General features: G+C 51.9%; 15 protein-coding genes and 1 other annotated feature (1 of these 16 only partly in view). Of the genes, 6 read left to right on the forward strand and 9 right to left on the reverse strand.

Annotated features, from left to right (window positions below; translation table 11 throughout):
* Positions 1 to 1,565 (reverse strand) — a sequence feature (most likely nonfunctional fraction of RNA operon); it reaches 679 nt to the left of the window's first position.
* Between the two features lie 1,143 nt (positions 1,566 to 2,708).
* A complete protein-coding gene (locus EHV15_RS38090) occupies positions 2,709 to 3,134 on the reverse strand; it encodes an FtsX-like permease family protein (protein WP_128633764.1) in 426 nt (141 codons plus the stop codon).
* Entirely contained in the window at positions 3,034 to 4,260 is a 1,227-nt protein-coding gene (locus EHV15_RS25875) for an MFS transporter (RefSeq protein WP_128635539.1), read from the reverse strand. Before EHV15_RS25875 ends, EHV15_RS38090 begins: the two co-directional genes overlap by 101 nt.
* A 224-nt stretch (positions 4,261 to 4,484) precedes the next feature.
* Between EHV15_RS25875 and EHV15_RS25880 the strand changes: the two genes are divergently transcribed.
* The 5 genes from EHV15_RS25880 (at position 4,485) to EHV15_RS25900 (ending at position 10,917) form a co-directional block, all read left to right on the forward strand.
* Positions 4,485 to 5,141, forward strand: coding sequence for a hypothetical protein (locus EHV15_RS25880; RefSeq protein WP_128633765.1), 657 nt, complete (start codon positions 4,485 to 4,487; stop codon positions 5,139 to 5,141).
* Positions 5,128 to 6,834, forward strand: a complete 1,707-nt coding sequence (locus EHV15_RS25885; protein WP_128633766.1) for a GMC family oxidoreductase N-terminal domain-containing protein — start codon at positions 5,128 to 5,130, stop codon at positions 6,832 to 6,834. Before EHV15_RS25880 ends, EHV15_RS25885 begins: the two co-directional genes overlap by 14 nt.
* Positions 6,835 to 7,099: 265 nt before the next feature.
* A complete protein-coding gene (locus tag EHV15_RS25890) occupies positions 7,100 to 8,626 on the forward strand; it encodes a spore germination protein (protein WP_246061782.1) in 1,527 nt (508 codons plus the stop codon).
* Positions 8,623 to 9,792: a Ger(x)C family spore germination protein gene (locus tag EHV15_RS25895; RefSeq protein WP_128633768.1), complete on the forward strand. Its 1,170-nt coding sequence runs from the start codon at positions 8,623 to 8,625 to the stop codon at positions 9,790 to 9,792. The genes EHV15_RS25890 and EHV15_RS25895 overlap by 4 nt, the downstream gene beginning before the upstream one ends.
* Before the next feature lie 27 nt (positions 9,793 to 9,819).
* Entirely contained in the window at positions 9,820 to 10,917 is a 1,098-nt protein-coding gene (locus EHV15_RS25900; protein WP_246061783.1) for a GerAB/ArcD/ProY family transporter, read from the forward strand.
* A gap of 28 nt (positions 10,918 to 10,945) precedes the next feature.
* On the opposite strand, the gene EHV15_RS25905 is transcribed toward EHV15_RS25900, so the two are convergent.
* A complete protein-coding gene (locus tag EHV15_RS25905; protein ID WP_178075956.1) occupies positions 10,946 to 11,404 on the reverse strand; it encodes a DinB family protein in 459 nt (152 codons plus the stop codon).
* A 313-nt stretch (positions 11,405 to 11,717) separates the two neighbouring features.
* Here EHV15_RS25905 and EHV15_RS25910 point away from each other — a divergent pair, with 313 nt between their 5' ends.
* A complete protein-coding gene (locus EHV15_RS25910; protein ID WP_128633771.1) occupies positions 11,718 to 12,572 on the forward strand; it encodes an aminoglycoside 6-adenylyltransferase in 855 nt (284 codons plus the stop codon).
* 634 nt (positions 12,573 to 13,206) lie between these two features.
* Here the strand turns inward: EHV15_RS25910 and EHV15_RS25915 are convergent.
* From EHV15_RS25915 to EHV15_RS25940, 6 genes are all read right to left on the reverse strand, one after another.
* Positions 13,207 to 13,986: a class B sortase gene (locus EHV15_RS25915; RefSeq protein ID WP_128633772.1), complete on the reverse strand. Its 780-nt coding sequence runs from the start codon at positions 13,984 to 13,986 to the stop codon at positions 13,207 to 13,209.
* Positions 13,987 to 14,006: 20 nt separating this feature from the next.
* Positions 14,007 to 20,393 carry a DUF7601 domain-containing protein gene (locus tag EHV15_RS25920; protein ID WP_128633773.1) on the reverse strand — a complete coding sequence of 2,129 codons (6,387 nt, stop codon included), beginning with the start codon at positions 20,391 to 20,393 and terminating at the stop codon, positions 14,007 to 14,009.
* 621 nt (positions 20,394 to 21,014) lie between these two features.
* Complete coding sequence (locus tag EHV15_RS25925; RefSeq protein ID WP_246061784.1) at positions 21,015 to 21,944, reverse strand: dockerin; 930 nt, start codon at positions 21,942 to 21,944, stop codon at positions 21,015 to 21,017.
* Positions 21,945 to 22,093: 149 nt separating this feature from the next.
* Entirely contained in the window at positions 22,094 to 22,498 is a 405-nt protein-coding gene (locus EHV15_RS25930) for an aldo/keto reductase (RefSeq protein ID WP_281281662.1), read from the reverse strand.
* A gap of 83 nt (positions 22,499 to 22,581) precedes the next feature.
* Positions 22,582 to 23,004, reverse strand: a complete 423-nt coding sequence (locus tag EHV15_RS25935) for an RrF2 family transcriptional regulator (RefSeq protein ID WP_178075957.1) — start codon at positions 23,002 to 23,004, stop codon at positions 22,582 to 22,584.
* Between the two features lie 68 nt (positions 23,005 to 23,072).
* The gene (locus EHV15_RS25940; protein WP_246061785.1) at positions 23,073 to 26,177 is read right to left on the reverse strand and encodes a hybrid sensor histidine kinase/response regulator; all 3,105 of its coding nucleotides are present in this window, start codon (positions 26,175 to 26,177) and stop codon (positions 23,073 to 23,075) included.
* Positions 26,178 to 26,191 lie beyond the last annotated feature (14 nt).

The following is a 26,191-nucleotide window of genomic DNA, read 5'->3' on the forward strand; positions in this document are numbered from 1 at the left end:
GTACTCCATAGAAAGGAGGTGATCCAGCCGCACCTTCCGATACGGCTACCTTGTTACGACTTCACCCCAATCATCTACCCCACCTTCGGCGGCTGGCCCCTTGCGGTTACCTCACCGACTTCGGGTGTTGTAAACTCTCGTGGTGTGACGGGCGGTGTGTACAAGACCCGGGAACGTATTCACCGCGGCATGCTGATCCGCGATTACTAGCAATTCCGACTTCATGCAGGCGAGTTGCAGCCTGCAATCCGAACTGAGACCGGCTTTTCTAGGATTCGCTCCAGATCGCTCCTTCGCTTCCCGTTGTACCGGCCATTGTAGTACGTGTGTAGCCCAGGTCATAAGGGGCATGATGATTTGACGTCATCCCCACCTTCCTCCGGTTTGTCACCGGCAGTCACTCTAGAGTGCCCAACTTCACTTGCTGGCAACTAAAGTCAAGGGTTGCGCTCGTTGCGGGACTTAACCCAACATCTCACGACACGAGCTGACGACAACCATGCACCACCTGTCTCCTCTGTCCCGAAGGAAAGGCACATCTCTGTACCGGTCAGAGGGATGTCAAGACCTGGTAAGGTTCTTCGCGTTGCTTCGAATTAAACCACATACTCCACTGCTTGTGCGGGTCCCCGTCAATTCCTTTGAGTTTCAGTCTTGCGACCGTACTCCCCAGGCGGAGTGCTTAATGTGTTTACTTCGGCACCAAGGGTATCGAAACCCCTAACACCTAGCACTCATCGTTTACGGCGTGGACTACCAGGGTATCTAATCCTGTTTGCTCCCCACGCTTTCGCGCCTCAGCGTCAGTTACAGCCCAGAGAGTCGCCTTCGCCACTGGTGTTCCTCCACATCTCTACGCATTTCACCGCTACACGTGGAATTCCACTCTCCTCTTCTGCACTCAAGCCATCCAGTTTCCAGTGCGACCCGGAGTTGAGCCCCAGGATTAAACACCAGACTTAAACAGCCGCCTGCGCGCGCTTTACGCCCAATAATTCCGGACAACGCTTGCCCCCTACGTATTACCGCGGCTGCTGGCACGTAGTTAGCCGGGGCTTTCTTCTCAGGTACCGTCACTCTCCTGGCAGTTACTCCAGAAGACGTTCTTCCCTGGCAACAGAGCTTTACGATCCGAAAACCTTCATCACTCACGCGGCGTTGCTCCGTCAGACTTTCGTCCATTGCGGAAGATTCCCTACTGCTGCCTCCCGTAGGAGTCTGGGCCGTGTCTCAGTCCCAGTGTGGCCGTTCACCCTCTCAGGTCGGCTACGCATCGTCGCCTTGGTGAGCCGTTACCCCACCAACTAGCTAATGCGCCGCAGGCCCATCCGTAAGTGACAGATTGCTCCGCCTTTCCCAAGCCTCTCATGCGAGAAGCTTGATTATCCGGTATTAGCTACCGTTTCCGGTAGTTATCCCGGTCTTACGGGCAGGTTGCCTACGTGTTACTCACCCGTCCGCCGCTAAGTTAACCAGGAGCAAGCTCCCGATTAACTCCGCTCGACTTGCATGTATTAGGCACGCCGCCAGCGTTCGTCCTGAGCCAGGATCAAACTCTCCAATAAAGTTGGAAGGAGTCTTGTACCCGAAGGTACGAGGTGTTCCATCCAAGTTGAAACTTTATTCGAAAGAGCGATTAGCTCAATCAGTTACTGACGAGAAAGGATCGAATTTCAACGCCGGCGTAAACCGGATTGGAATTCATCCATATAATTCTCATTTAATACTCACTCGTTGTTCAGTTTTCAAAGATCAACTTCGTTTTCGTTCCGGCTCTATCAAAAGCGCCGGAAGACTAATATATCACAGAGGCAAGCTTCACTGCAAGAAGTAAATCCTGCCATTTCACTTACCACCATACCGGTTCATCCGGCAGGATAATTAATATAACATATCATCCATACTCATTTCAAGGCGTAATTTTTTCCAACAACATTCCGCCGTTTATCGTTTGCTCCTCTCTGCAACCTCTCGCCGTGGCCGGCGTAACGCCGACACAACTTAAAGGGCAGGATAAACAATATATCACATCAAGAAGCTCTACGGCAAGAAGTAAATCCTGCCATTCCCTTATCGCCTGGCCATTTTCACGGCCGGAGAAATAATATAACATGTATTGTTGCGGATAAACAAGCTAAACTGTATTCCAATATTGGAAGATTAATACATTCCCATGTAACAGCAGTTTGCTGATAAATCGGACGAAAATGGCAAGAACTTTGCCAATCAAACACATTTTTGCAGCGGATCGAAACACGTTCTTTACTATAAAACGGAACGTTACCTAGGCCTTGGAGAGGCCTGATGGAATCAACTGCAAAAGTGCATTCCATTCTCCGTGAATTTCTATTTTGGAGCGGTTGAAATGCAAAAATGCATCTCTTTTGGGGCTATACGATAAAAAAGTAGCTTTTGACCCGAAATGAAATGCACTTTTACATCTGAACCACCTGTTTCGGGGAATTTCGACGAAAACCGCCTGCACTTTTGCATTTCGTGGGATCCCCCCCAGCTTCCTTATAGCGCGACGTGGCAGGAGTGGCATATAGTTCCTTCCATGCTCCCCCTGCTTTTAAGTTGGTTTTCGTTCTGCGGAAGTTAAGTTATAAGTACATGCAAAAAAGACAACACGACCATTAGCCGGATATGTAAAGGGTTGAGGCCGCAATCCTTTTTATTGCAGCCTCAATGGAAAATAAAATTTTTTTCTATTCCGTCCCTGCTTTTAAGACATCACTCATAGAAACAGCATTGACTTTTTTCCTGCACAGCAGCTTCGACAGCTCATAGCAGAGCATGATAACGACAAATCCAACTCCGATGTAAAGCGGATCAATGATCACGGGCATGGCAAAAGAAGCGCTGTATTCAATGGCTTTCATCCAACTTCCCATGGCCGCAAAACTAAGCAGTATGCCCAGGATATGTCCGGCCACGACGACAATCGTTGAACTGTTAAGCGCTAGAGAATTGACTTCCTTTTTCCGGTATCCAAAGACTTCATCAGCGATATCGCGCTCCTGTTTTCTTCGATTATGCGGAGGACTCCGGTAACGGCGGTTTCCCCGCGTCGAGCAACACTTGGTTTCGTCCCAAAAAGACCGAAAGAATAAGGATGAGCAGGCCGGTGCCAATCAGCAGCCACTCGATTTGAATGACGTCCGCGATCGGGCCGAAAATCAGCATGCCGATCGGCATCATTGAAGTCGATATCATACCGATCACGCCAAATACGCGGCCCAAGAAGTTCTCATCCACTTTTTCCTGAATCAGCACGTTGGTCGGGGTGTTGAAAATCGGCATCGCCACGCCGAAAACGGCCATAAAGAACAAGTAGATCCAAAAGGACGGAACGATGCCGAGCAAAAACGTGCAAGCGCCCATCAGAAGACTTGCGACGGTCATCGTGTGAATTTTGTTGCGAAATCCGCCCCACGCGGCGATGAGTCCTCCTCCCGCCATCATGCCGATGGAAAAGGCGATTTCAATCGCCGTGAGCCGCCACACCTCATCCCCGAAGGTACGCGTTACCTGGAGTGGCGTCAAAAAGGCGGCAGGGGCCATCATCACCATAAATACGGCGAAATACACAAAAAACGTCTTCAGAAAAGCATGGTTTTTGATGTAAACCAAACCTTGCTTCATGTCGCTGAAATACCCCGTCGCTTGCCCGCCGGCTGCTTTTTGGTGAACCGGGATTTTGAAGAACAGCAGCAGCGTCAAAATGGCGATGGCGGCGGTCACGACGTCGATGAAAAAGATCATCTCGATGGACGCCACGGTCAACAGCGCAGCGCTTACGATCGGCGACACGAACATGATCACCGCCTGCAAACTTCCGTTGGTTCCATTGACCTTCGTCAGTTTATCGCCCGGCACGATCTGCGGCAAAATCGCCCCCACTGCCGGGGTTTGAACCCCGGTTCCCAACGCGCGTACCGCGGCGATCACAAAAAGCAGCCAGGTCGCGTCAAAACCCATTAAAAATAGCACCGCGAGCACCAGCGTTGCCGTCGCGATCATTCCGTCCGCCAGCATAATCAGCAGCTTCCGGTTGTAACGGTCGGCCCATACGCCGGCAATCGGGGACAAAATAAACGTCGGAATGAATCCGCAGAGGATATAGAGCGTCATCATCATTCCGGATTTCGTATTCAGCGTAATATACCACATGATGGCATACTGCACCAAAGACGAACCAAATAGCGAGATCGTCTGGCTGCTTAAAAAAAGCACGATATTTCTTTTCCAGTGATTCATTGGCGGGTTGTTGCTTGGCCTGTCTACGTAGTTCACGGTCATCCCCTCTCTGTTGCTTCGATTTTTTTATTATAAGTATATCATTGGGTTTTGATAAACATTTCTTCTCGATTGCTCACTCTTTGCCAAGATCCGCATCAAAGCCCATCATATTATGCTTGGCTGCTCAATAAAATTTTGAGAGGAACAATATCTAATTTGAGTATCGGGGGAGGTTTACTATTGTGCAAACGGCAAAATCGTATTCGGCCCATGCCGATCCGGATACTTACGAAACGTTTCGTGCGCTTGTAGAAGCGATTGCCCCGTACACGCCGGCTCTCGGGCCGCTGCAAGCGCCGGGCGCAGCCGAACTGCACGTGCACGAGTACATGATATGGGAGCTCGATCATACCCTGGCGCTTATGTTCGGTATTAGCCGGACCGAATTCCCGCTGTCCGCCTCCACCGCACGGATGCTGAACACGGGAGCGGTTCAGTTCGTCGCCGGCGGCGGTGCGCCGGACGCGCCGCAGGTTCCCGTTTGGGCCGTAAGTCCGTTCTCCGCCCTCGCTCCCGCCGGCCGAATCCGGGTCCTCGCCTTGCTGGAGCAGCTCCGGTTCGATCTCGGCCTGCTGCCTCCTCCCTACCGGGACGACGGCGGATTCCTCAAATTTATCATCGATTATTTGAACCGGGGAACGATGTTCGGGAACTACTCGGAATGGTCCGCCTACGGTACGACACGGCTCGAAACCCCGACCCGCCGAAGGCTGGAGCATTTTCCCATCGGTTGGCGGCAGGCCGAATATCCGGGCGTTTCCTCCGGTTACCGCGCATTCCGCGGATTTATGCTGTTCATCGTCAGGCATGAAGGGGGATACGAAATTGTACGACGCTGATGTCATCGTTATCGGATCCGGGGGCGGAGGTGCGGTCGCGGCCAAGGAGCTCGGGGAAAAAGGTCTGAACGTGCTTGTGCTGGAGGCCGGTCCTTTTTATGGGAATAAAAAATGGCCCGAACCGAACAGCGATCGCGGCGGAGAGTGGAGCTCCAGCTTCGGCGATCTCGACGTGGGGATTTATAAAAAAATCTATAATCGCTACGAAAACAACATGAACGATGTGGTGTCGGGCGTTTTCCGCTTCGGACCGGCCGATCGGCGGCGTGCGCCGTGGCACCGGGTAATGCGCCAAAAAGGCGATATCTGGCAGTTAGCGGGAGTCGGGGGAACGACGCAACATTACTGGAGCCAATCGCCGCGGGCGTTCCCGCTGGCCGTGAACAACGTCTGGCCAATCAGCTACGCGGAGCTGATTCCTTATTACGAGAAGGTCGAAGCAACCCTGCCCGTCAATTTCTCACCGACGACGCCCAAGGAGGAATTGTTTTATTACGGGGTGAAAAAGGCGGGCTGGCGGCTCAATCCGACGCTCGATGTGGTAACGCCCGGTTACCGCCCAAACCCCAATGCGATCCTGCCTCCGAACGCGAATTTGATGAATCCCGACTATACGCCGGAACAGCTCAACGAGATGGAAGGGTGCAATCTGCAGGGGCATTGCGTCAATGGATGCACGGCCGGGCCATCGGTCGACCGGATTGCCAAACGGGGAACGCTCGTCAGCTACGTCCCGCTCGCGCTCAAAACCGGACGCGTTGCCATACGGCCCAATTCTTTCACGACCAAAATATTGACCGATCACGATCCGGAGGGCGGACTGCGGGCTATCGGCGTACGCTTCCGCGACACCTGGACCGGCGAAGTCGGGGAGCTTACGGCCGGTGCGGTGATCATGGCGGCTGGGTGCATCGAATCACCGCGGCTTTGGTTGAACTCGTCGCTGCCTTATAATGCGTGGGTGGGCCGAGGACTGACGAATCATTGCTTCGATTGGGTCGGAGGCGTATTCGACGAAAAGGATCTGTTGAGCATCATGGGATTACCGGCCGTCTATCCATATATGGGGCATACGTCCGGCGCCAGAGTCGATATTCCCGGCACCGGGTGTTTTCAGGTCTCTTGCCTCAGTCCGGGGCTGATGTCCTTCCTGACTTACGGTTTCAGTGAAGCCGGTTACGACGCCTTGAGGCTGCCGGAACAAGAAGCCCCTTGGAATATACGCGGACGTGTGGTTGGACCGAAACTAAAAGAATTGATGGCGAATTACAGCCGGACGATGACTTATTTGCTGCTGACGGATGACGAAACGCTTTACCGCAATCGGGTCGAAGTAGATCCGCTGTTAAAGGACGAGAACGGGCCAATCCCGGTCGTTCATTACACTCCAAGCGCGAAAACATTGCAAAGGCGCGACCGGCTGGCCAGATACGCCTGCGAATCCTTGAAAGCGGCCGGTGCCCAAAAAATCATCCGCTCCGACACCCCTTTCGCCTTTCAGCTTCATTTGGAAAGCACCATGCGGATGGGCTTCGTCGTGGACACGAACTGCGAAGCTTATCAGGTCAAACGGCTATATATCGGCGACAACAGCGTCCACTTCAACGGAATTGGAGGTCCGAATCCGACGCTGACGACCCAGGCGCTGGCCACCCGGACGGTCGAAAAGCTTGTGGCCAAATATTTCGCTTAGCCCGGCGGCAGGGTCACGGAAAAATACAGGACAACGCCCGATAATGCGACTATAGCCAAAAAAACGATCGCCTTGCCGAAGCTTTTCATCTCCTTTTTTTCCGCCTCTTTTCCAGAATCTTATGGTTGAAGTATGCATTCCGCATAGGAAATTTATTCCCGTTTCGCCGGCCGTGTCTTCTGGCACCGGCCTTTTGCTTTGTTCCCGAATAAACTGGAAGATGCAGGATACCCTATTAAGCATGAACCTATTGGAGTGAAGCTTGTTGAAAAACACACGTCTATCGAAGCGCCTGACAAAAAAGCTGTCAGGGATCGACCCGACTCCCGACGTGCCGCTTTCGGACAGTCTCGACCTCAACGAAGCGGCAATCAGACAGACTTTTATGCATTGCGCCGATCTGGTCACGCGGAAATTTTATATTGTTCATTCACTTCCCTGCTTGGCGGTGTATCTCGAAGTGCTGGTCGATCATACGCTTTGGGACGAAGGATTGTTAACGCCGTTAATGAAGCTGAATCCCCAAGAAGCTGAATCCCCGGAACAGTTGATTGAACGCTTGAAGCATCACCTGCCATCGATTGTCGCAATGAAAACGGTATCGAATCTGAAAGAAGCCGCCCAATGCATCGTCAATGGCGAGGTCGTCTTATTCTTTGAATCTTCCAGGCAGGCATTATCCATCAAGATCAGGGACAAACTGCAGCGCCAGCTGGAAGAGCCCAGCACCGAATCGGTGATTCGCGGCCCGCGGCTCGGCTTTATCGAGAGAATCGATGTCAACATGGCCCTGCTTCGCCATACTGTCCGGACGCCGCAGCTTAAGATGGAGAACATCGTCTTGGGAACGACAACGCAAACCGAGGTGGCGATCGTCTATATCGACGGCCTGGCAGCTCAAAACATAGTAGAAGAGGTCCGGCGGCGGCTGGCCAAAATCGATATAAACAGCGTCCTGACCTCCGGGTATATTGAAGAGTTGATCAGCGATCATCCCCGATCTCCGTTTCCGTTGCTTCAGTCGACCCAGCGGCCCGATGCCGTGTCGGCCTCGCTGATCGAAGGCAAAGTAGCCGTGCTTGTAAACGGCTCGCCCTTTGCGCTGATCCTGCCCGTGACGTTCTGGTTCGCATTCCAGACGGTCGAGGATTACTACATCAATTTCCTGTTCGGTTCCATGCTGCGTATGTTGAGGTATTTGTTCGCTTTTCTGGCTCTTGCCCTGCCTTCCATCTTCGTAGCGGTCACAACTTATCATTCCGAAATGATCCCGTCCTCGTTGACGATGACCCTTGCGGCATCGCGGGAAGTTGTTCCCTTCCCGGCACTTATGGAGTCGCTCATGATGGAGGTCACGTTCGAGGCGCTTCGCGAGGGCGGTGTCCGCTTGCCGCGTCCCGTCGGGCAGACCATCAGCATCGTAGGCGCGCTGGTCATCGGACAAGCGGCCGTTCAGGCCGGCATTATATCGGCGCCCCTCGTTATTGTGGTGTCGCTGACGGGGATCGCCTCGTTTCTGATTCCCAATCCGACATTGAACCAGGCGGTCAGCCTTTTGCGTTTTCCGCTGCTGATTTGCGCCGGGACATTCGGGCTTTACGGATTCGGGGCCGGTCTGATCGCCATTCTGATTCACTTGACCAATCTGCGGTCCTTCGGCGTCCCTTACCTGTCACCTGTAGCTCCGCTTCAATTGGAAGGGTTACTCGACGTCTTCTTTAGAGCTCCTTGGCAGGTACTTAATAAACGGCAACGCCGCGTCGGGCAGGAATTGGAGCTGAAGAAGAAATGAATTTTCGCCGAATCGCCTTCACGTTCACAGCTTTATGGTGCTGTCTCGCCATGCTTACGGGATGCTGGGACCGCAAGGAGATGGACGAGCTTGCTTTTGTCACGGCTTCCGGTCTCGATCTGTCAGAAAACGGGGAAATGATTACTTCCTTGCAAATCGCCTTGCCGATTGGACTTCCGACTCCCGTGCAATCCAAAGGAAAAAAGTCGTTTATAGTTCTTACGAAAGAAGGAAAGGACGGCATCGATACCCTGAACAAGGAGCAGCAGCAATTGTCGCGGAGCATCGATCTGGGACACCGGAGAGTGATCGTCATCGGCGAAAGCCTGGGCAGACACGGATTGAACCAGGTGTTGGATACGCTATTGCGCTCCCCGGAAAGCAGGTATAACAGCTATATCGTAACCGCTTATGAATCGACGGCCAAAGAGGTCCTCAGCACCCCTTACCTGCTCGAGGAAATTCCCGCCGTCGGCATAAACAACATTATGCAGAGCGATTTCACCCTGGCCGTCAAAACCGACGAGTTTTTGGATGCGCTCGCTAGCTTCGGGAAGTCTCCGGTAACCGCGGGCATCCGGGTTACAAAAGATGGGATCGGAAATCCGACCTTCACACTGGACACAATTGCGGCTTACCGTGATAACAAGCTGGTCGGATTTCTTTCCGGAGATGAGCAGAAAGCGTTTCGCCTGTTTCGGGAAAATATCCACGCATTGAGCTGGGTGGTACAGTTCGAGCCCCCGAAACCCGAATATAAAGGGACCGTTAGTCTAAGCATCTTGAAAGTGAAGACGAACATTCACACCCGAATGATTGAGGAGAAGCCCGAAATCACCGTTCATCTTACGGTAACGGGCAGAATCAGCGCCAACGACACGGAGCTCGACATGGCCAAGTCAGGCGTCCATGATCGCCTGGAACAGACATATGAAGATGAACTGAAAAAAGCGATGGAAAGCGCCGTCTCGATCTCTCAACAGAAATTCAAATCGGATATATTCGGATTCGGCAGGCAGGTCCATATCGACCACCCATATGACTGGAAGAATCTTAAGGAGAAATGGGATACGATGTACCCGGCGATTCCGGTCGAAGTGAATCTCGATGTCCGAATCGAGCGGATCGGAAGAACACAGGCTGCCGGGCATATTATTAAAGAATGATCAACAAAAGAATTGAGGATGGTTGGCATGAAGGTAACCGGCATGCAGGTTTTCTGGATGATTACTTTAATGGCTATGGGAATGACCTTGATCATGACGTTAACCCCAAGCGTAACCGCGGCCAGGCAGGATATATGGATGTCCATTATCGTTGCCGGCTGCATTGCGTTTCTGGTTACCTTGATAACCACACGAACGACACTGCTGCACCCGGACCAGAACTTAATTCAATTGTCCCAGACCCTCTTGGGAAAATGGCTGGGCAAAGCGGTTATACTGGTTTATTTCATTCAATGGTACACCATCCTCCCGATCGTTTTGCGGCAATTTAACGACGTCATCCATGTCATGATGCTGCCGCTGACGCCGAGTTGGGCGATTATGTTGATTATGCTTGCCCTAATCGTCTATGCGACTTATTCGGGGGGAATTGAATCGATCGCCCGCTGCAGCGAGATTCTCGGCCCCATCGTCGTCATCATGGTGTTTCTTACGTTGCTCGCCAGCATCAATAACGTGGACCTGAATTCCCTGCTCCCCGTGTACGCGGACAGCGGCATCGCGGCGATACTCAAAGGTTCGCTTGCCCCAGCCTCCTATCTTGGGCACTCCGTAGAGTATCTTATGCTTGCCTGCTTTTTGACCACCCCGCGCAAAGGGGGGCGATACGCCTTCGCAGCGGTGATTACGGCCGTGTTTGTCGTCCTGATCGCCATGACGATAGCTACGACGACGATCGGAGTAACGCTATCCTCCAAAATGTGGTACCCTTTTTTTGAAATGTCCCGAAAAATATCGATATTCGGATTTATCGAAAATCTTGATCCGCTGCCGATTATCGTTTGGTTCGCCAGCGTGTTCATCAAACTGGCGATCTATTTGTTCATAACCAGCTACGGGACGGCGCAATTTCTGAATATTGAAAATTGGCGTATCATGATCTGGTTCATCGCGCCGGTCATCCTTCTTTTCGCCTTGATTCCGCAGAACGTGGCCGAAGCGGTCAACCATTACTTGCTCAATTATTGGATTCCCGTCGCGCTTCCCGTCAACATGGTAGGCCTTCCCCTGCTGCTGTTGACCGTGGGAAAGATCAAACAAGGCCTGAGCCGGTCGAAAAAATAACTCCCGTATAAACAGGGGGCGGGATCGTCTAATCCAAAGAGTCCTTGATCTGTTTCATATGATGCTGATCATGAGAAATAAAAAATTCTCTGATATAGGACTCCAACGTGAACCCGCGCTTGCCCGGATAAACCATCGTAAATTTACGATCCTCCAGCCTGCTCAGATGATCGATCATAAGCTCACGGTTTCGTATCGTTTCTTCCATCGCCGCCTTTTTGGTCATCCCTTTTCCGTAAAGTACGGATTGTTCGTTGTATCCTAAATAATCCGGGTGCTCGGTTAATTCCGGGAACTCGCTTTCGGCCAGCGCCTGAAAAGTAACCCGATTGAAGTATTCGTCCCATTTCATGATGTGGACGATAATATCGTGGATGCTCCATTTCCCCTCACCGATTGGTGAAAACCAAACTTCATCATTCAAACTATCCAATGACCTGACAAATGTTAAAAACTCATCCAGTTCGGAAGTCAACAGCTGTTTCATAATATTTCCTCCAACACCATGGTTTAAGAAAATCATATCATAAAATACAGGAATGTACGTTCGCATTCATGTCCAAATTTTTAACAATAAAGTAGAGTCTCGCTACCCAGAGACAATGAGGAAAGTTAACCGGGCAAGGGCCTATGATAGAATATAACTTAGTAATTAAAAAGAAAGGGGACAAAACTTTTGAAAATGCTGCTAGATAAATTATAACGAGGTTTTAGGAGAGCGCTTTATTTCTTTCGAATTCGCGGACCGCCTACGTTCTTTTTAACAATATTTAAATAAAAAGCGGGAGGTTAGGCCCAAGATGAGAAGCGAACAAGAAATGATGCAATTGATTTTGGACTACGCAAGAAATGATGACCGGGTCCGTGCAGTCGGGATGAACGGGTCGCGAACGAATCCGAACGCTCCGAAAGACAGGTTTCAGGATTACGATATTGTGTTTCTGGTTACGGACATGAAATCTTTTATCAGAGACAAACATTGGATGGACTGCTTCGGAAGCCGGATCATCATGCAAACGCCGGAAGACATGAAGCTGATTCCGCCTGAATTGGATGGAAACTTCGCTTATCTCATGTTATTTTCGGATGGCAACCGGATCGATCTTACCCTTTGTCCTGTCGAGAAAAAAGAAACCTGGAACAACGGCGACAAACTATCCCTAGTTCTGTTGGATAAAGATCGTGCTCTGCCGCATCTCCCGGAGCCAACCGATCAAGATTACTGGGTGAAGCATCCGTCAGCCGCTTTTTACGGAGATTGCTGCAACGAATTTTGGTGGGTTTCCACCTATGTGGCCAAAGGTTTGTGGAGACGAGAAATGACTTACGCAATGGACCACTTGAACATGTGTGTAAGACCTATGCTGATCAAAATGCTGGAGTGGAAAGTTGGCCTGGACACCGGTTTCTCTCTCAGTACGGGAAAAAACGGCAAGTATTTGGAAAAATACCTGCCGAACCAGAGCTGGCTTGCATTGATGTCTACTTATCCGGAGGGGACATATGCAGCAGTCTGGCGCGCCTTGTTTGCCGCATTGGATTTGTTTCGCAGCACGGCGAAAGAGGTGGCGGAACGGTTGAATTACGAGTATCCGCTTGATGATGACAGAAACGTCACTGCATACTTGAAGCGGGTGCAACAGATGGAGACGTGACTTAGCTTAGTGTAGCGCAATATACAAGCGGCAAACCAACATTTATTCAAAAAAACAACCGCCGTCAGCTTCATTGGCCGACAGCGGTTGTTGCTTATGGTATTAATCGAACAGCCCCGTAGTTTTCCAGAGCCGTTGTAGTGTGCTTGACCGGCCCTACTCTGATCATTAATTGCAAATCATACAACTAACTTTATATCTATTTACCCAATCAATCGTTTAATTGTATTTCATACATCTATTCCCTCGTCTTTTTACCTCTTCTTCGAAATATAGCGGAGTAATTGCAGGTTTTACACTTAACCAAGTGCTATGGCAGCATTTCCGGATAAGTAATTGTAAATTTTGCAACTATTCCATTAAACATGGAGCAAGAAAGCTGGAGTAGGAAATAGTTACGCTCAGGTGGGGTGATCGCTTTACTACAACTGCTGGATCTGATCCACGAAGTCGCCTCGAACTCCGGGAAAGGGTTTCTCCTTTTCTCCAATGTCAACTCCAGATCGCCAAGTTACATTAACGCTTATTTACCAGTTTCATATTGCGAAAGTTTCCATGTTAACTACAAAAAAAATCGCGCCCTCCCAAAGGAGAACGCGATATGAAGCGGTTGGACTTACGTATTTCAATATCGTCAATTACGCTTTCGGGCGACCACCGCCAACCGGCCGTTGTCGGTTGAGTACTCGCACGTGGACAGTACAATAAGCTTGTCGCCATACCGGGCTGTCACACCCGTGTCGTATAGAGCGAGTTTTTTGATGTTCTGTACATACGAATCGAACTCGGCGGGCGTACTTACCTGCTCAATCTGGTAATACTTAAAAACGTCGTCCGATTTGCGGTAAACTTTTGACAGGATAACAGCAACAATCTCATACTCTTCCTTTTCGTAAAGCGTACTGAATTGGAACGTAGCATGCTCCTTATAAAAGCTTTCTTTCTTGTACTTCATCAAATCTTTAAACATCCAGCCGCTTTTCATGTGATGTCCGTGAATCAGCAAAATGCCCGAACCGTTGATCCGGCTGTGCTCGTCCAAAAAGGGCAGGCCGCCTTTATTTTTCTTTTTATCGAAATCATGATTGAGATAGAACTGCGTATCCTGCGGATTCTGCATGACCGGGTATTCAATTCGGGTGCCGTCAATCTTCAGCCATCCGACGATGTCCGGGTTCCTCTCGTAAAGCGCTTGAAATTCGGGAAGCATGACCGGCTCATCCGCCTTCATACTCAAAGGGGAGGGGAATGCCTCCCCTCCGCCCTTGTCTGACTCTTCTTCCCAAACTTTTGTCAGTTCTTCGATTTTCTGCCGTTCAGCATAATCCTGCAGGAAAGTTCTCGCCATTTCGAAGAGAGAAAATACCAACAGAAGGAAGGAAACGGCGATAAGAAATTTTTTAGTTTTACTCATTTTCTTACCGCCTTTCCGGTTTACTGGATGTGCTTTTTCTTCTTGCTGCTGAGCAGACAGAGTCCGATTGTAATCAAAGACATCAGCGCCAAAGCCATATAGAAGATTGGCGGTGCGCTGTTATCCCCGGTTTGCGGAACATCGTCCAGCTCGACGTCGGCGTCGCCGGTTCCATTGTCAACGTGGCCGGGTCCGTTGTTGCCGTCGCTCGTTCCATTGTCGACGTGGCCAGCTCCGTTGTCGCTGTCACCGGTTCCGTTGTCGATGTTGCCAGCTCCATTGTTACCGTCGCCGGCTCCGTTATCGCTGTCGCCGGTTCCGTTATCGACGTTGCCGGCTCCGTTGTTGTCGTCGCCGGTTCCGCCATTGCTGTCGTCAGGCTCGGGCTGAGCAGGAGCGGGCTGGACAGGAGCGGGTACGCGGGTGCTGTATCCAGTTCTGCCGCCATTACTGCCGCTATTGCCGCCGTCATTGCCGCCGGAACTGATCGGCTTCATTGGCACGTCGTATTTTATAATGTCAAAATTGACAGAAATCGTTTCGCTTCTGTGCGTCTCATATCCGTCCTTCGTTACGATCAGATAGTAATCCGCTTCAGGAAACACCATGTACGCATAGAAGCCATTTGCGTCGCTATCCTGCTCCGGGCTCTTGTTGTCGTGCGGCGGAAAATTCGGAACCGGTGGAAGCGTTACTTTAGTATCCGGAATGCGCCCGTTATCTATATTCCGTTGCGTATTCGCATAATACAGTGTAACTTTGGCTCCGTCAATTTTCTTGCCGGTGATGGCATCTCCTGTCGTCTCATCATAAACCGTACCGTAAGGGTCGACCAATTCCTCGGAAATATTCAGCTCTCCGTTTGCTTTCACGTCCAGCTGCGTCACCTTGAAGAGCAGTTCCTGACCGTCCTCAGCTTCATAGCGAACTTCCATTGTGTACTTCTGCTCGCTCAGCCCTTCCACGGAGAAAGTGCCGTTCGAAGCCATTGGGAACGCCTTGGGTTGGCCGTTCTCCTTAATATAATTGCCGTCCTTGTCCTTCAAATAGATATGCATCTGGCTGGTTAACGAATCGTTGAATAGCTCTTTTGTTCCATCCAGCTGCTTGAACAGAACGATCCCTACCGCCGTAATGTCCGCCGGAACGGTCTCGTCCGTAACGCTGCCGTCCACATTTGCTTTTTGCGTGAACTCGACAGGGACATCCTTCCCGCCTACCTGATACCACTTCGTAAATGTGATCGTATAGTCGGTATCCGCCACGGCCGGGACCGAATATTCACCCTTCTCATTCGTCTCCGTCTGAAGCTCCTTGCCTGTCTTCAGATCGGTCACCGTGATGGGCGCATTCGGAATGACTTCCCCTGTGTTGTTGTCACGCAGCACGCCTTCCAGATACGGGCGGGTATTGACAAAATGTGCTTCGGCCACTTTTTTCTCCGGAATGGCGCCTGTGCGAACAAGACTTTCAGGATCCGTCACATAGCCGTCTTCCGTGTAACCATCCTGGGTCACCGTATACTGGAGATACGTCGGAAGTCCTTGCACAACAAGCGTCTGGCCATCTGTAAGCTCGAAGGTGTCTCCGCTCTTGATCGTGCCCTTGCTGCTGTCCGATTTCTCATAGGAGTAGGATTCGTTCGCTCCCTCGCCTGTGAAGGTGATCGTGTACTTGAACGGCTTCTTTTTGTCGTCGTCTTTGCCTTTAACCGTGTTGCTGATGAGCAGACCGCCCTTCAAGACTCGCACGTTCGTGAACGGGGCATCTTCATCTTTGCCCTCCATGACTCCGGTATAACCTTGTTCCTCAGGAATGGTCACGTATTCATCGGCTGTGTAGTCCTTCTGGGTAACTGTGTATTTCAGATCCTTAGGCAGGCCCAAAATATCCAGTGTCTCTCCATCCTTGAGCTTGAAGGTATCGCGGGACTTGATCGTACCTGTGCCGCCGCCCGACTTCAAGTAAGAATAGCTTTCATCCTTGCCTGTATCCTCAAAGATGACGGTGTACTCGAATTCCTTCGTCTTGTCGCCGCCGTTGCCCATGACCGTATTGCTGACGGTCAGCTTATTGACGGTCCGTTCATTGATGAAATCCGCCTTGCGATCGGCACCCGCCATGACTCCCTCATCGGACAATGCAGGGGTGGTCGCGTAGCCGTCGTTCTTGTAACCGTCTTGAGTGATCGTATACTTCAAATTGTCGGGGAGATCCTTAATTTTAAAGGTCTCACCATGCTTGAGCTCGAAAGAAGCGCCGGATGTGACCGTGCCCGTTGTACCGTCTGAATGCTCGTAATTGTAAGCTTGACCCTTTCCTGCACCGTCAAAGGTCACCGTGTACTTGAACGGCTTGCCCGGTTCTGCCCCATCCCCCGTGACTGTATTGCTGACGGTCAGATTGTGAACGTATCGCTTGTTCACGAAATCCGCCTTGTGGTCGCCTTTATTCACGATTGTGCCGGACAGCTCTCTCGTCTCTGGCATGGTCGTATAACCGTCAACGGTCGTATAATCGGCCTCGGTTACGGTATAGTCCAGATCCACAGGCAATGCCGGCAGCGTCACAGTTTCCCCGTGCTTGAGGGTAACCTTGTCTCCACTCTTGATCGTGCCAAACGTATTATCCAGCTTCTTATAGGTGTACTCTCCATCCTTGCCTTCGCCGGTGAAGGTCACGGTGTATTCGAACTCTTTGTCCGGATCGCTGCCGTTGCCTTCCACCTTATTGCTGATGGTCAGCTTGCCTTGGGCCGGTGTTGGCACAATCAATGGATTGTTCAATTCCACCTTCTGTCCGTCAACAAGGACAGGCTTGCCCGGCGCATCGATGACACGTACCCGGTATACCGTAGTCGTAGGCAAGTAAGTGAGGGGATCAATATACGTCTGCTTGAGCAAATAATCCCCCGGCACCTGAATAATGAAATCCGTCTTGCCGTCCGTGCCCGTCGTTTTTTCCGCCATTACATTGTTTTCTTTATCCCTGGCCGGTGTACCGTCAGGATTGAACAACTGGAACTTTACGTCCTTCAGCGGTGTTGTGCCGTCGGGACCAACCTTCTTGAGGAAGAGCAGGCCGTTTTCATTTGCGCTTCCCGCCACATCGTTCGCGTCCAGCGTAATACTGCTCTGCGCTCCGATCGGCGGAAGGGTATCGTCGCCCATCAGCTTGATGGAGTTCCCGGCCGTTCCCGGCTGCATGCCCTGGGATTCGGTCTGGTAAACGATCTGATAGAACTTGTTCGGGTCGGCAAAATCAAACCGAAGCGTCGATCCCTCAGTTGCCGGGTCTGTGCCTGCGGTAACCTTCACTTCACTATCCGGATCCGTAAGATTCAGCGGCCCTCCGTCACGCTCCAGGCTGCCGTCCGGCTTCAACTTGCCGGGATAAACAGCGATGTCGGAAGGTTCGAGAGATAGACCGCCCTCCGCATTTTGGCGCAGCTTCAGCCCCTTGGCAAGGGTATCCAGCAAATAGACGCCTTGCTTCATCTCGAACGGAGGCGTGTAGTTCACCGTCCATTCCTGCACACCGGAAACAGGCTTTTTCCCCGTCTTGCTCAGAGACTGCACAGGCACAATGATTCTATGCTTCTCGGTGGCGCTATAAGGCTTGTCTCCCCATTTCATGGAGAATACCGCCTGATTCTCACCGGCATTATTGTTGCCTAGCTGGTAGGTCGCCAGCTTGGCATTGGTCGGACGCGCCTTTACCAGAATGACGTAAGGGCTCTCCAGCTTGGAGAAGGTGAAAGTGCCTACATTGCCATTCTTGTTGAAGCTCACCACATGCTGAGGCGTACCCGGCGCAATGACAGAAACGGCCTGGGCATATCTACCATACCCGCCTTTACCATCGGTTCTATAGCCCGTACCACCTTTATAAAGCTTATAAGCCTCGCCCGGAGCATAATCTACAAACTCCCAGCCCTCCGGCAACTCATCCACCAGCTTAATGTCGCTGGCTACGCGGGTGCCGCCGTCCTTGGCCATCTCATCCGTATTGAAGCCCGGCATGTTCACCGCCAGCCGGAAGGTGACTGTTCGATCCTTACGGTCATAGCCTGCCAGAATGTAATTGTCAGGACGAGAGTTGTCCGTATACCAGTTCGGATCGTTGGCCACGGGTGTTCTTTTCCATATGCTGTCACTCCAAGTACCTGAATAGTTTCGGTTCCAATCGGCTGAAACCCCCTCTACACCCACCGTGTTGGCATACAGCATCTCCTTGTTCAGCATCCGCACAAAGTTCGAGGTGTTGGCCTCGGCGCGACTCATATAATCGTCGCCATCGAAGAGCAGCCCCCGGTTGCTCCATGTGTTTCCGGCGTTATCCTGGCGGAACAGGTTATCCGGATTGGTGGTGACGGCTTCAAAAGAAACGCTCCCCTGCACACTTCCTTTATACCCGGTTACTTTGATAAGATCGGCCACCCGCTCGCCGTTCACCGTCAAGGGGATCACTTCACCGGTCAGTCCATTACTCACGGTCAGTGTATTCTCGCGGTATTTTTGCCAAAGCTGCTTGGAATCGATCTGGCTCTTGATTGCATCCAGAGTTGCCGACGCAACCTTAGGATTGGCGTCCAGATTATTCAGTACATCGAGAGAACCGCCGTGAACCAGCAAATCGTAGACGGCTGGAGCATCCAGATCGAACTGCAGCGTCAAGTTCATCGTCCACTTGGTGCCTGCGATGTTGTGCAGCGCGGCGGTGGTGGTGGCACTTTTCGTGAAGGCATGTGCGCCGATTATAACCCTTGCAGTTTCCACAACGGCTGCAGGAGCGGTCCAGCCGGCCACATCGTTGTTCTGGATGGCATTTTCTCCATCCTTCACATCCAATTCCCAGTTGGCGCGGGCACTATAGTCGAAGGTTGACTTGCTGCTGTCAGTCACCTTTGTCACAACCGTCATATAGAGGGGGCCGTCCAGATTCCCGCCGATGGCGGTTCCGATCTCGAATTCCCCTGTGGCGTTTCGGGTAATTGGGGTATCCGTACCGCTGTCCCCATTCTTATAAGTTGCGGACACAAACTCCGTCCCGGCGGGCAGCATGTCTGTAATCTTAACGTTCTGCAAGCCGGTTTTGGACAGCACGCTGTTATTGTTAATCCTCTTGTTGACCTCAACCGTCCATGTGATGAGCGTATCGTTTCCGCTCTTGCTGGGCTTGCCGGTCACCGCAATCCAGTTGGGGCGTATGGCAATCCGATGGGTATTTGATGAAGCCTTCACATCGGCAGTGTCATCCAAGAGCTTGGCGGCATTATCAATGCGGTACCATCCATACTGATCAGCAAAATTTCCGTTCTTTTCATAGTAATAAGTATTCTTAGGAATCCACGTTTTGAAGGTGATAGTCGCCGTGCTTTTGACGTTTTCTTCAGTGGATACGTTTGGGAACTTGTAGGAAAGTATGCGATCAGCAGCATAAGCAGGAACTGCCGCATTTCCATCCACAAAGAAGGACCCAGGCACATATACACCGACGTTCGCAAGCTCATCAGAGAAGGTCAACCCGTCCAGCGGCATGGGGATGGTCTTATCGTCCCTGTCGGTGGCAGTCACTACCGCTCGCCATGTAATAGTGCCCTCTTGAAAAGAGGTGGAGTTGATCCCGCTGTCATAGCCACCGTTGCTTAAGGAACTGGCGACAATGGTATACTCCGGCACCAAAGCCGAGTTTTTAAACTTATAGCCATCTCCGAAAATGGTCGCGTTCAGCTCACCGCCGGGGGTCTGATCCGCCGCCTTGGCAGTAGTGGAAAAGCCGATTTTGACGCTGTTTTTACTGCCGTCATATACCCCTGCGCCATCAAACGTAATTTTGATGGAATCGGCAAAAAACTGAACGGTAGCAATTTTCAGTCCGCCCTGATTGATTGGCAAAGGACCAGCAGGCGTCAAATTCACTTCAGGGAAGTAGGTCGCCTTATCCAGGACGGCGTAATCTCCCTGCTGAATCACGCTTTCGGGCGGAGCATTGAGATCGTCGCCCTTGGTCGGTACGGCGATATTATCCAGCTCAAGGGTAAAGTTATCCCGGCCGTTAATCTCGCCGCCCGCCGGAATCACAGCCGCAGGGTCGCCCTGCTTCACCGTGAGCGTGAACGTCGGATTGGCGTTCGCCAGCACCGCCGTTTTGTCCGCCGGGTCTACCGCCATTGCCGCAAACGCTAAAGTGGGTGGCGGAGCGTACACCGCTTCAGGTACTGACGACGGTTCGTCCGGCGAACCGTACACCGCCTCAGATACCGACGACGGTTCGGCAGCCGTACCGAAACCGTCTGACGCGTTCTCCGCATAGGCTGCAGCAGAGAACGTCACTGACTGCAAGGCGAGCACTACCGCCAAGCAGAAAGATAGTAAAGATGTTCTTACACGACCTCTTCGTTTCATCTCAAAGCTCTCCTTACGCTATTTGCTTGCCCCAGCACCCCTTTCGCATCGTCGAAACTTATGCCCTTTCAGATGACCGAAAAAGGGCTGTGCGGGACGCTGATCAATGCTTAGTCGTCTCCCCTCCTTCGAGCATCTTTTTCAATTACACACTGTATATATGAAGAATATGCCAATCCTACACAGTGCGTATTTCCAACATATCACTGCAAACTCGACAAAAACTCGACAAAGTATATACAAAGAATAGACAAAATTCGATGTTCTAGAGATAGCAAAATACGGACGGAATTCCATTCCGCCCGTTTTACCGGTCTTCTTTAACGAAACCACGCTTTCGCTTCCGAACTGTACAATCTTGGCCAGGAAACCATTCGAAGCTGGCCCGTCTCTCTTGTATTATACGGATCAGAGCAAGGAGGCCTAAAATCGTCCATGCGGTTGGCGTTAGTCGAATTTGGCCTCATCAGGCGAGTCCAGATGCGAAATTCATTCCCCCGCGGTCAAAAATTTTCTTTAATATTGGCGGTTTATGATACGCATATGTACGGAGTGAAATGTTCACCATTGAACGCAAAAAAGCGCCCGTCCGCAAGGGACGAGCGCTAGATGATTCACTTATTACATGCGGAACCGCTGCGAATCCTGCTTGAGCTGGCTCCAGGTATAGCGAAGCAGCCATACATCCCAATCCGTGATCTTCGATGAGTTGCCCGCCCACATAATCGTCGGTACGGGGAATCCTCCCGGCGGACGGTCATTCTCTCCATAGAAGTCCGGCATACCGAACCCATGGCCGATCTCATGCTCCGTAATCTGAATCTCGTTGTTGTTGACCGTGCTTAAAATATAATCGTCCGACATACGCTGGCCCCAATCGCCTCCGGCGCCGCCGCCAAAATTGGTCGTGCCCCACAAATACATGTCAAACCGTTTGTCCAATCCTCCGGGATATGCATAATTCGGGTCGGTAAAGTGATCGAATCGGGACAACGCGCTGGGAGCGACAGGCAGAGCCGCCGGAATGCGCGGATCGGTTTTGCTAAGCTCATCCACGATCGTTTGAGTGTAAACGATTTCATTTAATTGCTTGTTGAGGATTTGCGCAGGATTGGCGACAGCCCAGCCTACGACTTTAACCGGGATATCGCCATAAGGCCATCCGTCATACCCCTTAAGATGTTTTGTCCAGTTGTTCAATTGGCGCCCTAACATCCTTTCGATATCCTGACGCTGCTGAAGCGTCAAATTTTTGGCCGACTGCCAGCGGACCACATAATTGATCGTTCCCTTGCCGGCAAAGATTTGGTCAAAAATCAAATTTTTGCGGCCTACGGAATTTTCCTTCAACATGCGGTTCTTGTACACCCATTCAATGGAGGGCCGTAGTGACGCAGGCATGTCGGACAATGAGGCTTGGATAGACGCTTCGCTTTGCGAGTTCGCCGAACTCTGCGGCGCCTCGGCCAAAGCCGTGGCGGTTCCGGTCAGGGAGACCGTTAACATTGCGGACAGAAGAGCTAACAACCATTTTCGCCGTGTGGACATCATCGAATCTTCCTTTCTTTTTCAAAAGTGATAGATTTGCCAACTTGAAATTGCTATCCCCCTTCATATGAAATTGATGGTTCGTATTCTATTATTTAACATATAATAGAATATAAAGGTAGGTACTTTTATACCTGTTTTAAAAAATAGATTTATAAGAACATTTTCATCAGCTTATTGTATAACGGATGGATGATATAACCGGCCGGGTTGGTCGCATACCGTGTTCTCGTATCGAGCCCGGCAATCTTCACCATATCCTCACCGGTCAGTGCAAAGTCGAAGATTTCGCTGTTCTCGCGGATTCTTTGCGGATTGGACGATTTCGGAATAACGATGATTCCCCTCTGCAGATGCCAGCGCAAAATGACCTGGGCCACGGATTTTTGGTGCCGGCCCGCGATTTGTTGCAAGACCGGATGTTCCAGTAACGCTTTATTCCCTTGACCGAGCGGCCCCCACGCCTCGTGCAATATCCGGTGTTGCTTCATATATTCGTTCAGTTCGTTTTGCGCAAACTCCGGATGGGTTTCGAGTCTTCTTACTCCGCCTTTCAACCAATTAGAATATAATTGATACTCTATATATAGTTACGAACAAAAAAAGGACGGAATTACATTCCGCTTGGCCGTCCTTGTCTTCATTCCACCAAATCGATTAAGCTCACTTCCGCGAGCGATTGCCGCATCGCCTGCTCCGCCGCTTCAAAGCGTTTGCTTATCTTTTGCTGAATTTCGGCAACCTCCGTATCTTTTCCCTGTAGGACCACGTCCGTATGGAGCTTAAACAAAGGTTTGCCCGGCTCCACAGCCAAAAACACATCAAGCAAGGTCATTTCCGTTAATGGTCTGGATAGCGTAATGCCGCCTTTCGCCCCTTCCTTGGTCACCGTAAGCTTGGCATTGCTTAAGCTCCGGATCACTTTGGCCGTGGTCGGAGCCGGAATATTCAATTGCTCGGATATGATCTTCGTCGATAAAAAGTTGGCGCAGGGCTCCTCAGAAATCGCGTGGATATACAGCAATATGGAAACCGCCTGCGACAACGCCGTAGAATAAGCCATGGAATCCATCCTATCCTCTAGTTTTCTAAACATACTATATATTAATTATATTTAGTTTTCATCAAAAATCAATGGACTCGTTTGCCGTTTTCTTTGGGGACGATAAAGGAGACAACCGTTCCCTCTCCGGGCACACCCTGAACTTGCAGGCCTTTGCCGAAAAGCTGCTTCAAACGGCGATCGGTGTTGGCCAGGCCGACGCCCGGTTTTCCGACGAGCTCCTCCCCCTGGTAAAGAGCCCGCTGCAGCGTGCCTTGTTCAATGCCGACTCCATTATCCTCAATGGATATTTCCGCACGGTCCCCCAAGTCGAGAACCCGAATCCGGACCGTGCCTCCCCGGGTGCGGCTAAGCACGCCGTGCCGGACAGCGTTCTCCACCAAGGGCTGTACGGATAGCGGAGGAACCAGCAGCTCGAGACGGTCGTCCGCCTCCCACTCCACCTGAACGCGGTCTCCAAACCGCTCCTGCTCGATATACAGATAAGCCCGCACCAGTTCCAGCTCTTTCCGCAGCGGCACCAACCGTTCCAGGTTGGCGAAGTCGAAGCTGGCCCGCAGATAATCTCCGAAAGCAAGCAACAGACTCTGCATACGGTCGGTATCAACTTCGACAAGCGAAGCCAAGGAATTCAGCGTGTTAAACAGAAAATGCGGCTGAATTTGCGCCTGCAGCCATGCCGCCTCCAAACGCGACTGCGCGCGCGCCGCCCGCGCGACATCCGTGAGCGCTTTTACCCGAGCTCTCAGCTCATGGGAGTCGACGGGCTTAACGATGTAGTCGTTGGCCCCTGCGCGGAAGCCCGCTTCAATATCCTCCGTCCGGTAGCGGGCCGTTAGCAGCAAAATCGGCAGCTCGGAATGGGAGAAAAGCGAACGGACGGTCCGGGCGACCTCGTAGCCGGACATTTCCGGCATCATGACGTCCGCGACGAGCAAATCCCACGCTCCCGAATTCAGCAGCGACAATGCTTCGAAGCCGCTAGTTGCCGTCACGATTTCGTATTGATCCGGGGCGAGCGCATTCGTCAGAACGCGCAGATTCACCGGATCGTCGTCGACGGCGAGAATGCGGGGCCGGTCTCCGCGCACGGGAGCTTCCTCCAGCACGGAAGCGGCGACCGTCTCGACGAAGGTAAGAACCTCAACGTCTTTGATCGGTCTGTTTGCGGTCGCCGCATTCGCTGCCGGTCCGGCCTCACCCGGATCCGCCACGGGCAAAGTAAACCGGAAGACAGATCCGGCGTTTGGCGCCGAACTGACCGTCAGCTCTCCGCCATGAAGCTCCACCAGGCGCTTGGTGATCGTAAGGCCCAGCCCAAACCCCGCCGCGTTCGTCTCCGCCTGTTCCGCGCCTTGTTCGTAAGGCTGGAAGATCCGGCTCACCGTCGCCTCGTCCATACCGATTCCGGTATCTGAAACGCGGATAACCATCCTGCCGCCTTCAGCCTCCGCTTCGACCGCAACTCGCCCCTCAATCGTAAATTTAACCGCATTATGCAGAAGGTTGAACATGATTTGCACCAGCCGGTTCTCATCCGCCAGTACCGGCGGCAGCGAATCCGGAATCCGGTTCTCAAGCATGATCGGCTTTCCATCCGTCATGAATCGGACCATGTCCAGCACGCCGGCGGCCTCCGCTTGAAGCCGGAGAGGGGCCGGATTCAGCCGGATGCGGTTCTCCTGCAGCCGGGTCAGATCGATCAGGTCGCTTAAGAGGAAGGACATGCGCTTGCCCACAGAAATGAGCAGCTTCAAGCGCTCCCGATTGGCCTCCTCGTCAGATCGTCTGCCGCTATCAAGCACGGTCTGGGCCATATTCAAAATGCCGTGAAGCGGATTTCTCAGCTCGTGCGAGGTATGGACCAGGAACTCGTCCTTGAGCTTGTCGGCCGCCTGCAACCGTTCCGCCAGCCTGGACGTCTCGGCGGCATTGCGGAAATACTGCCTAAACCAGTACAATGCAAAGGCGGTAAACAAGGCCAGCATATCGAAAGGATAGTAGCCAGTATCGAGAAAAAACGAATAACTCACGATTCCCCAAACTAGATTCCCCGCGATCGCCACCATGCCGAGCAGCATATAGATCGTGTCCGGAAGACCTCTTCGGACCGCCAAATAGAGAAAGATCGGGGCGCTTACGAACGAAACCAGCATCAGCGCGGTATGCAGCCCATCGGCATAAGTGTATAGCCTGACCGGCATCGCCAAAACGAACCCTCCGAAGACGACACATGCGGCCAAGTGCCAGCGGGAATGGCGAAGGATCGGGAACTCCGGCAGCAAGCCTCTGATATATTGCAGCAGCAGCGCGGCCGTACCTATGTAGGATAGATAGTAAACCTTATGAGCAGATTCGTATTCGAGCCCAAACCAGGCGGACAAAATTTGGTCTTGGTCGACCGAGATGGCGGCCGCCCCGAAAATCGCCAGCAGGGAGAAGATCAGCAGCGGCTTCTGCCGGGCGCCGATGAAATAAAGGACGAAGGCGTATAGGGCATGCATAATCATCAGCAGACACATCGCCGCCTGCGATCCGGCGGAAAACCAATAAGCACGGTTCATCGCCTCGGCCGTTCCAAATTTGACCGGCTCCGTCAAGCCGCCCATCACACGGTCGTCGTAATTGGCCGTTTGCAGAACGATATCCAGGACGCCGCGATCGGCGGCGAAGGTGACGGAATATGGCACATTGCTAGCCGTATAGGCCGGAGCGCTATCCGCCGGATGGCCGGAGCCGCCCAGCAAACGTCCATTCACATACAATGCCGAGGATGTGGAAAGTCTCGGCACGCGAACGGTCAATTTCGGCAAGGCTTCGGGTGGCATAAAAACACGCAGCCGATACGTCCCGTATCCGAAGGTAGACCTACGCGGCGGAGAAAGATCCCGCTCCCAGCTTCCGGGGACCTTTGCCGGTTTGGCGATGCTTCCTTCCGATTCGAACGTACCGTCCGGACCGGGTGTCACCAGCTGCGACGGATAGAATTCCCATTGTCCGACAAGAGAAAGTATCGGTCTGGAAGAGGAGTCCCAATCGCGCAGATCCAAGAGCCCCTCTTCGGCTTCTACCCGGGTCGAAGTTGTCTGTACGTTAATCCAAGCAAGGCGAACCAAGGTCAGGGCAAGCAGGAACAACCCGACGATGGCGGCGATTTTTCTTCTTTTCATCATAAGGATACTGATTC

It is taken from the genome of Paenibacillus oralis (assembly GCF_003863965.1).
GTDB lineage: Bacteria > Bacillota > Bacilli > Paenibacillales > Paenibacillaceae > Fontibacillus > Fontibacillus oralis.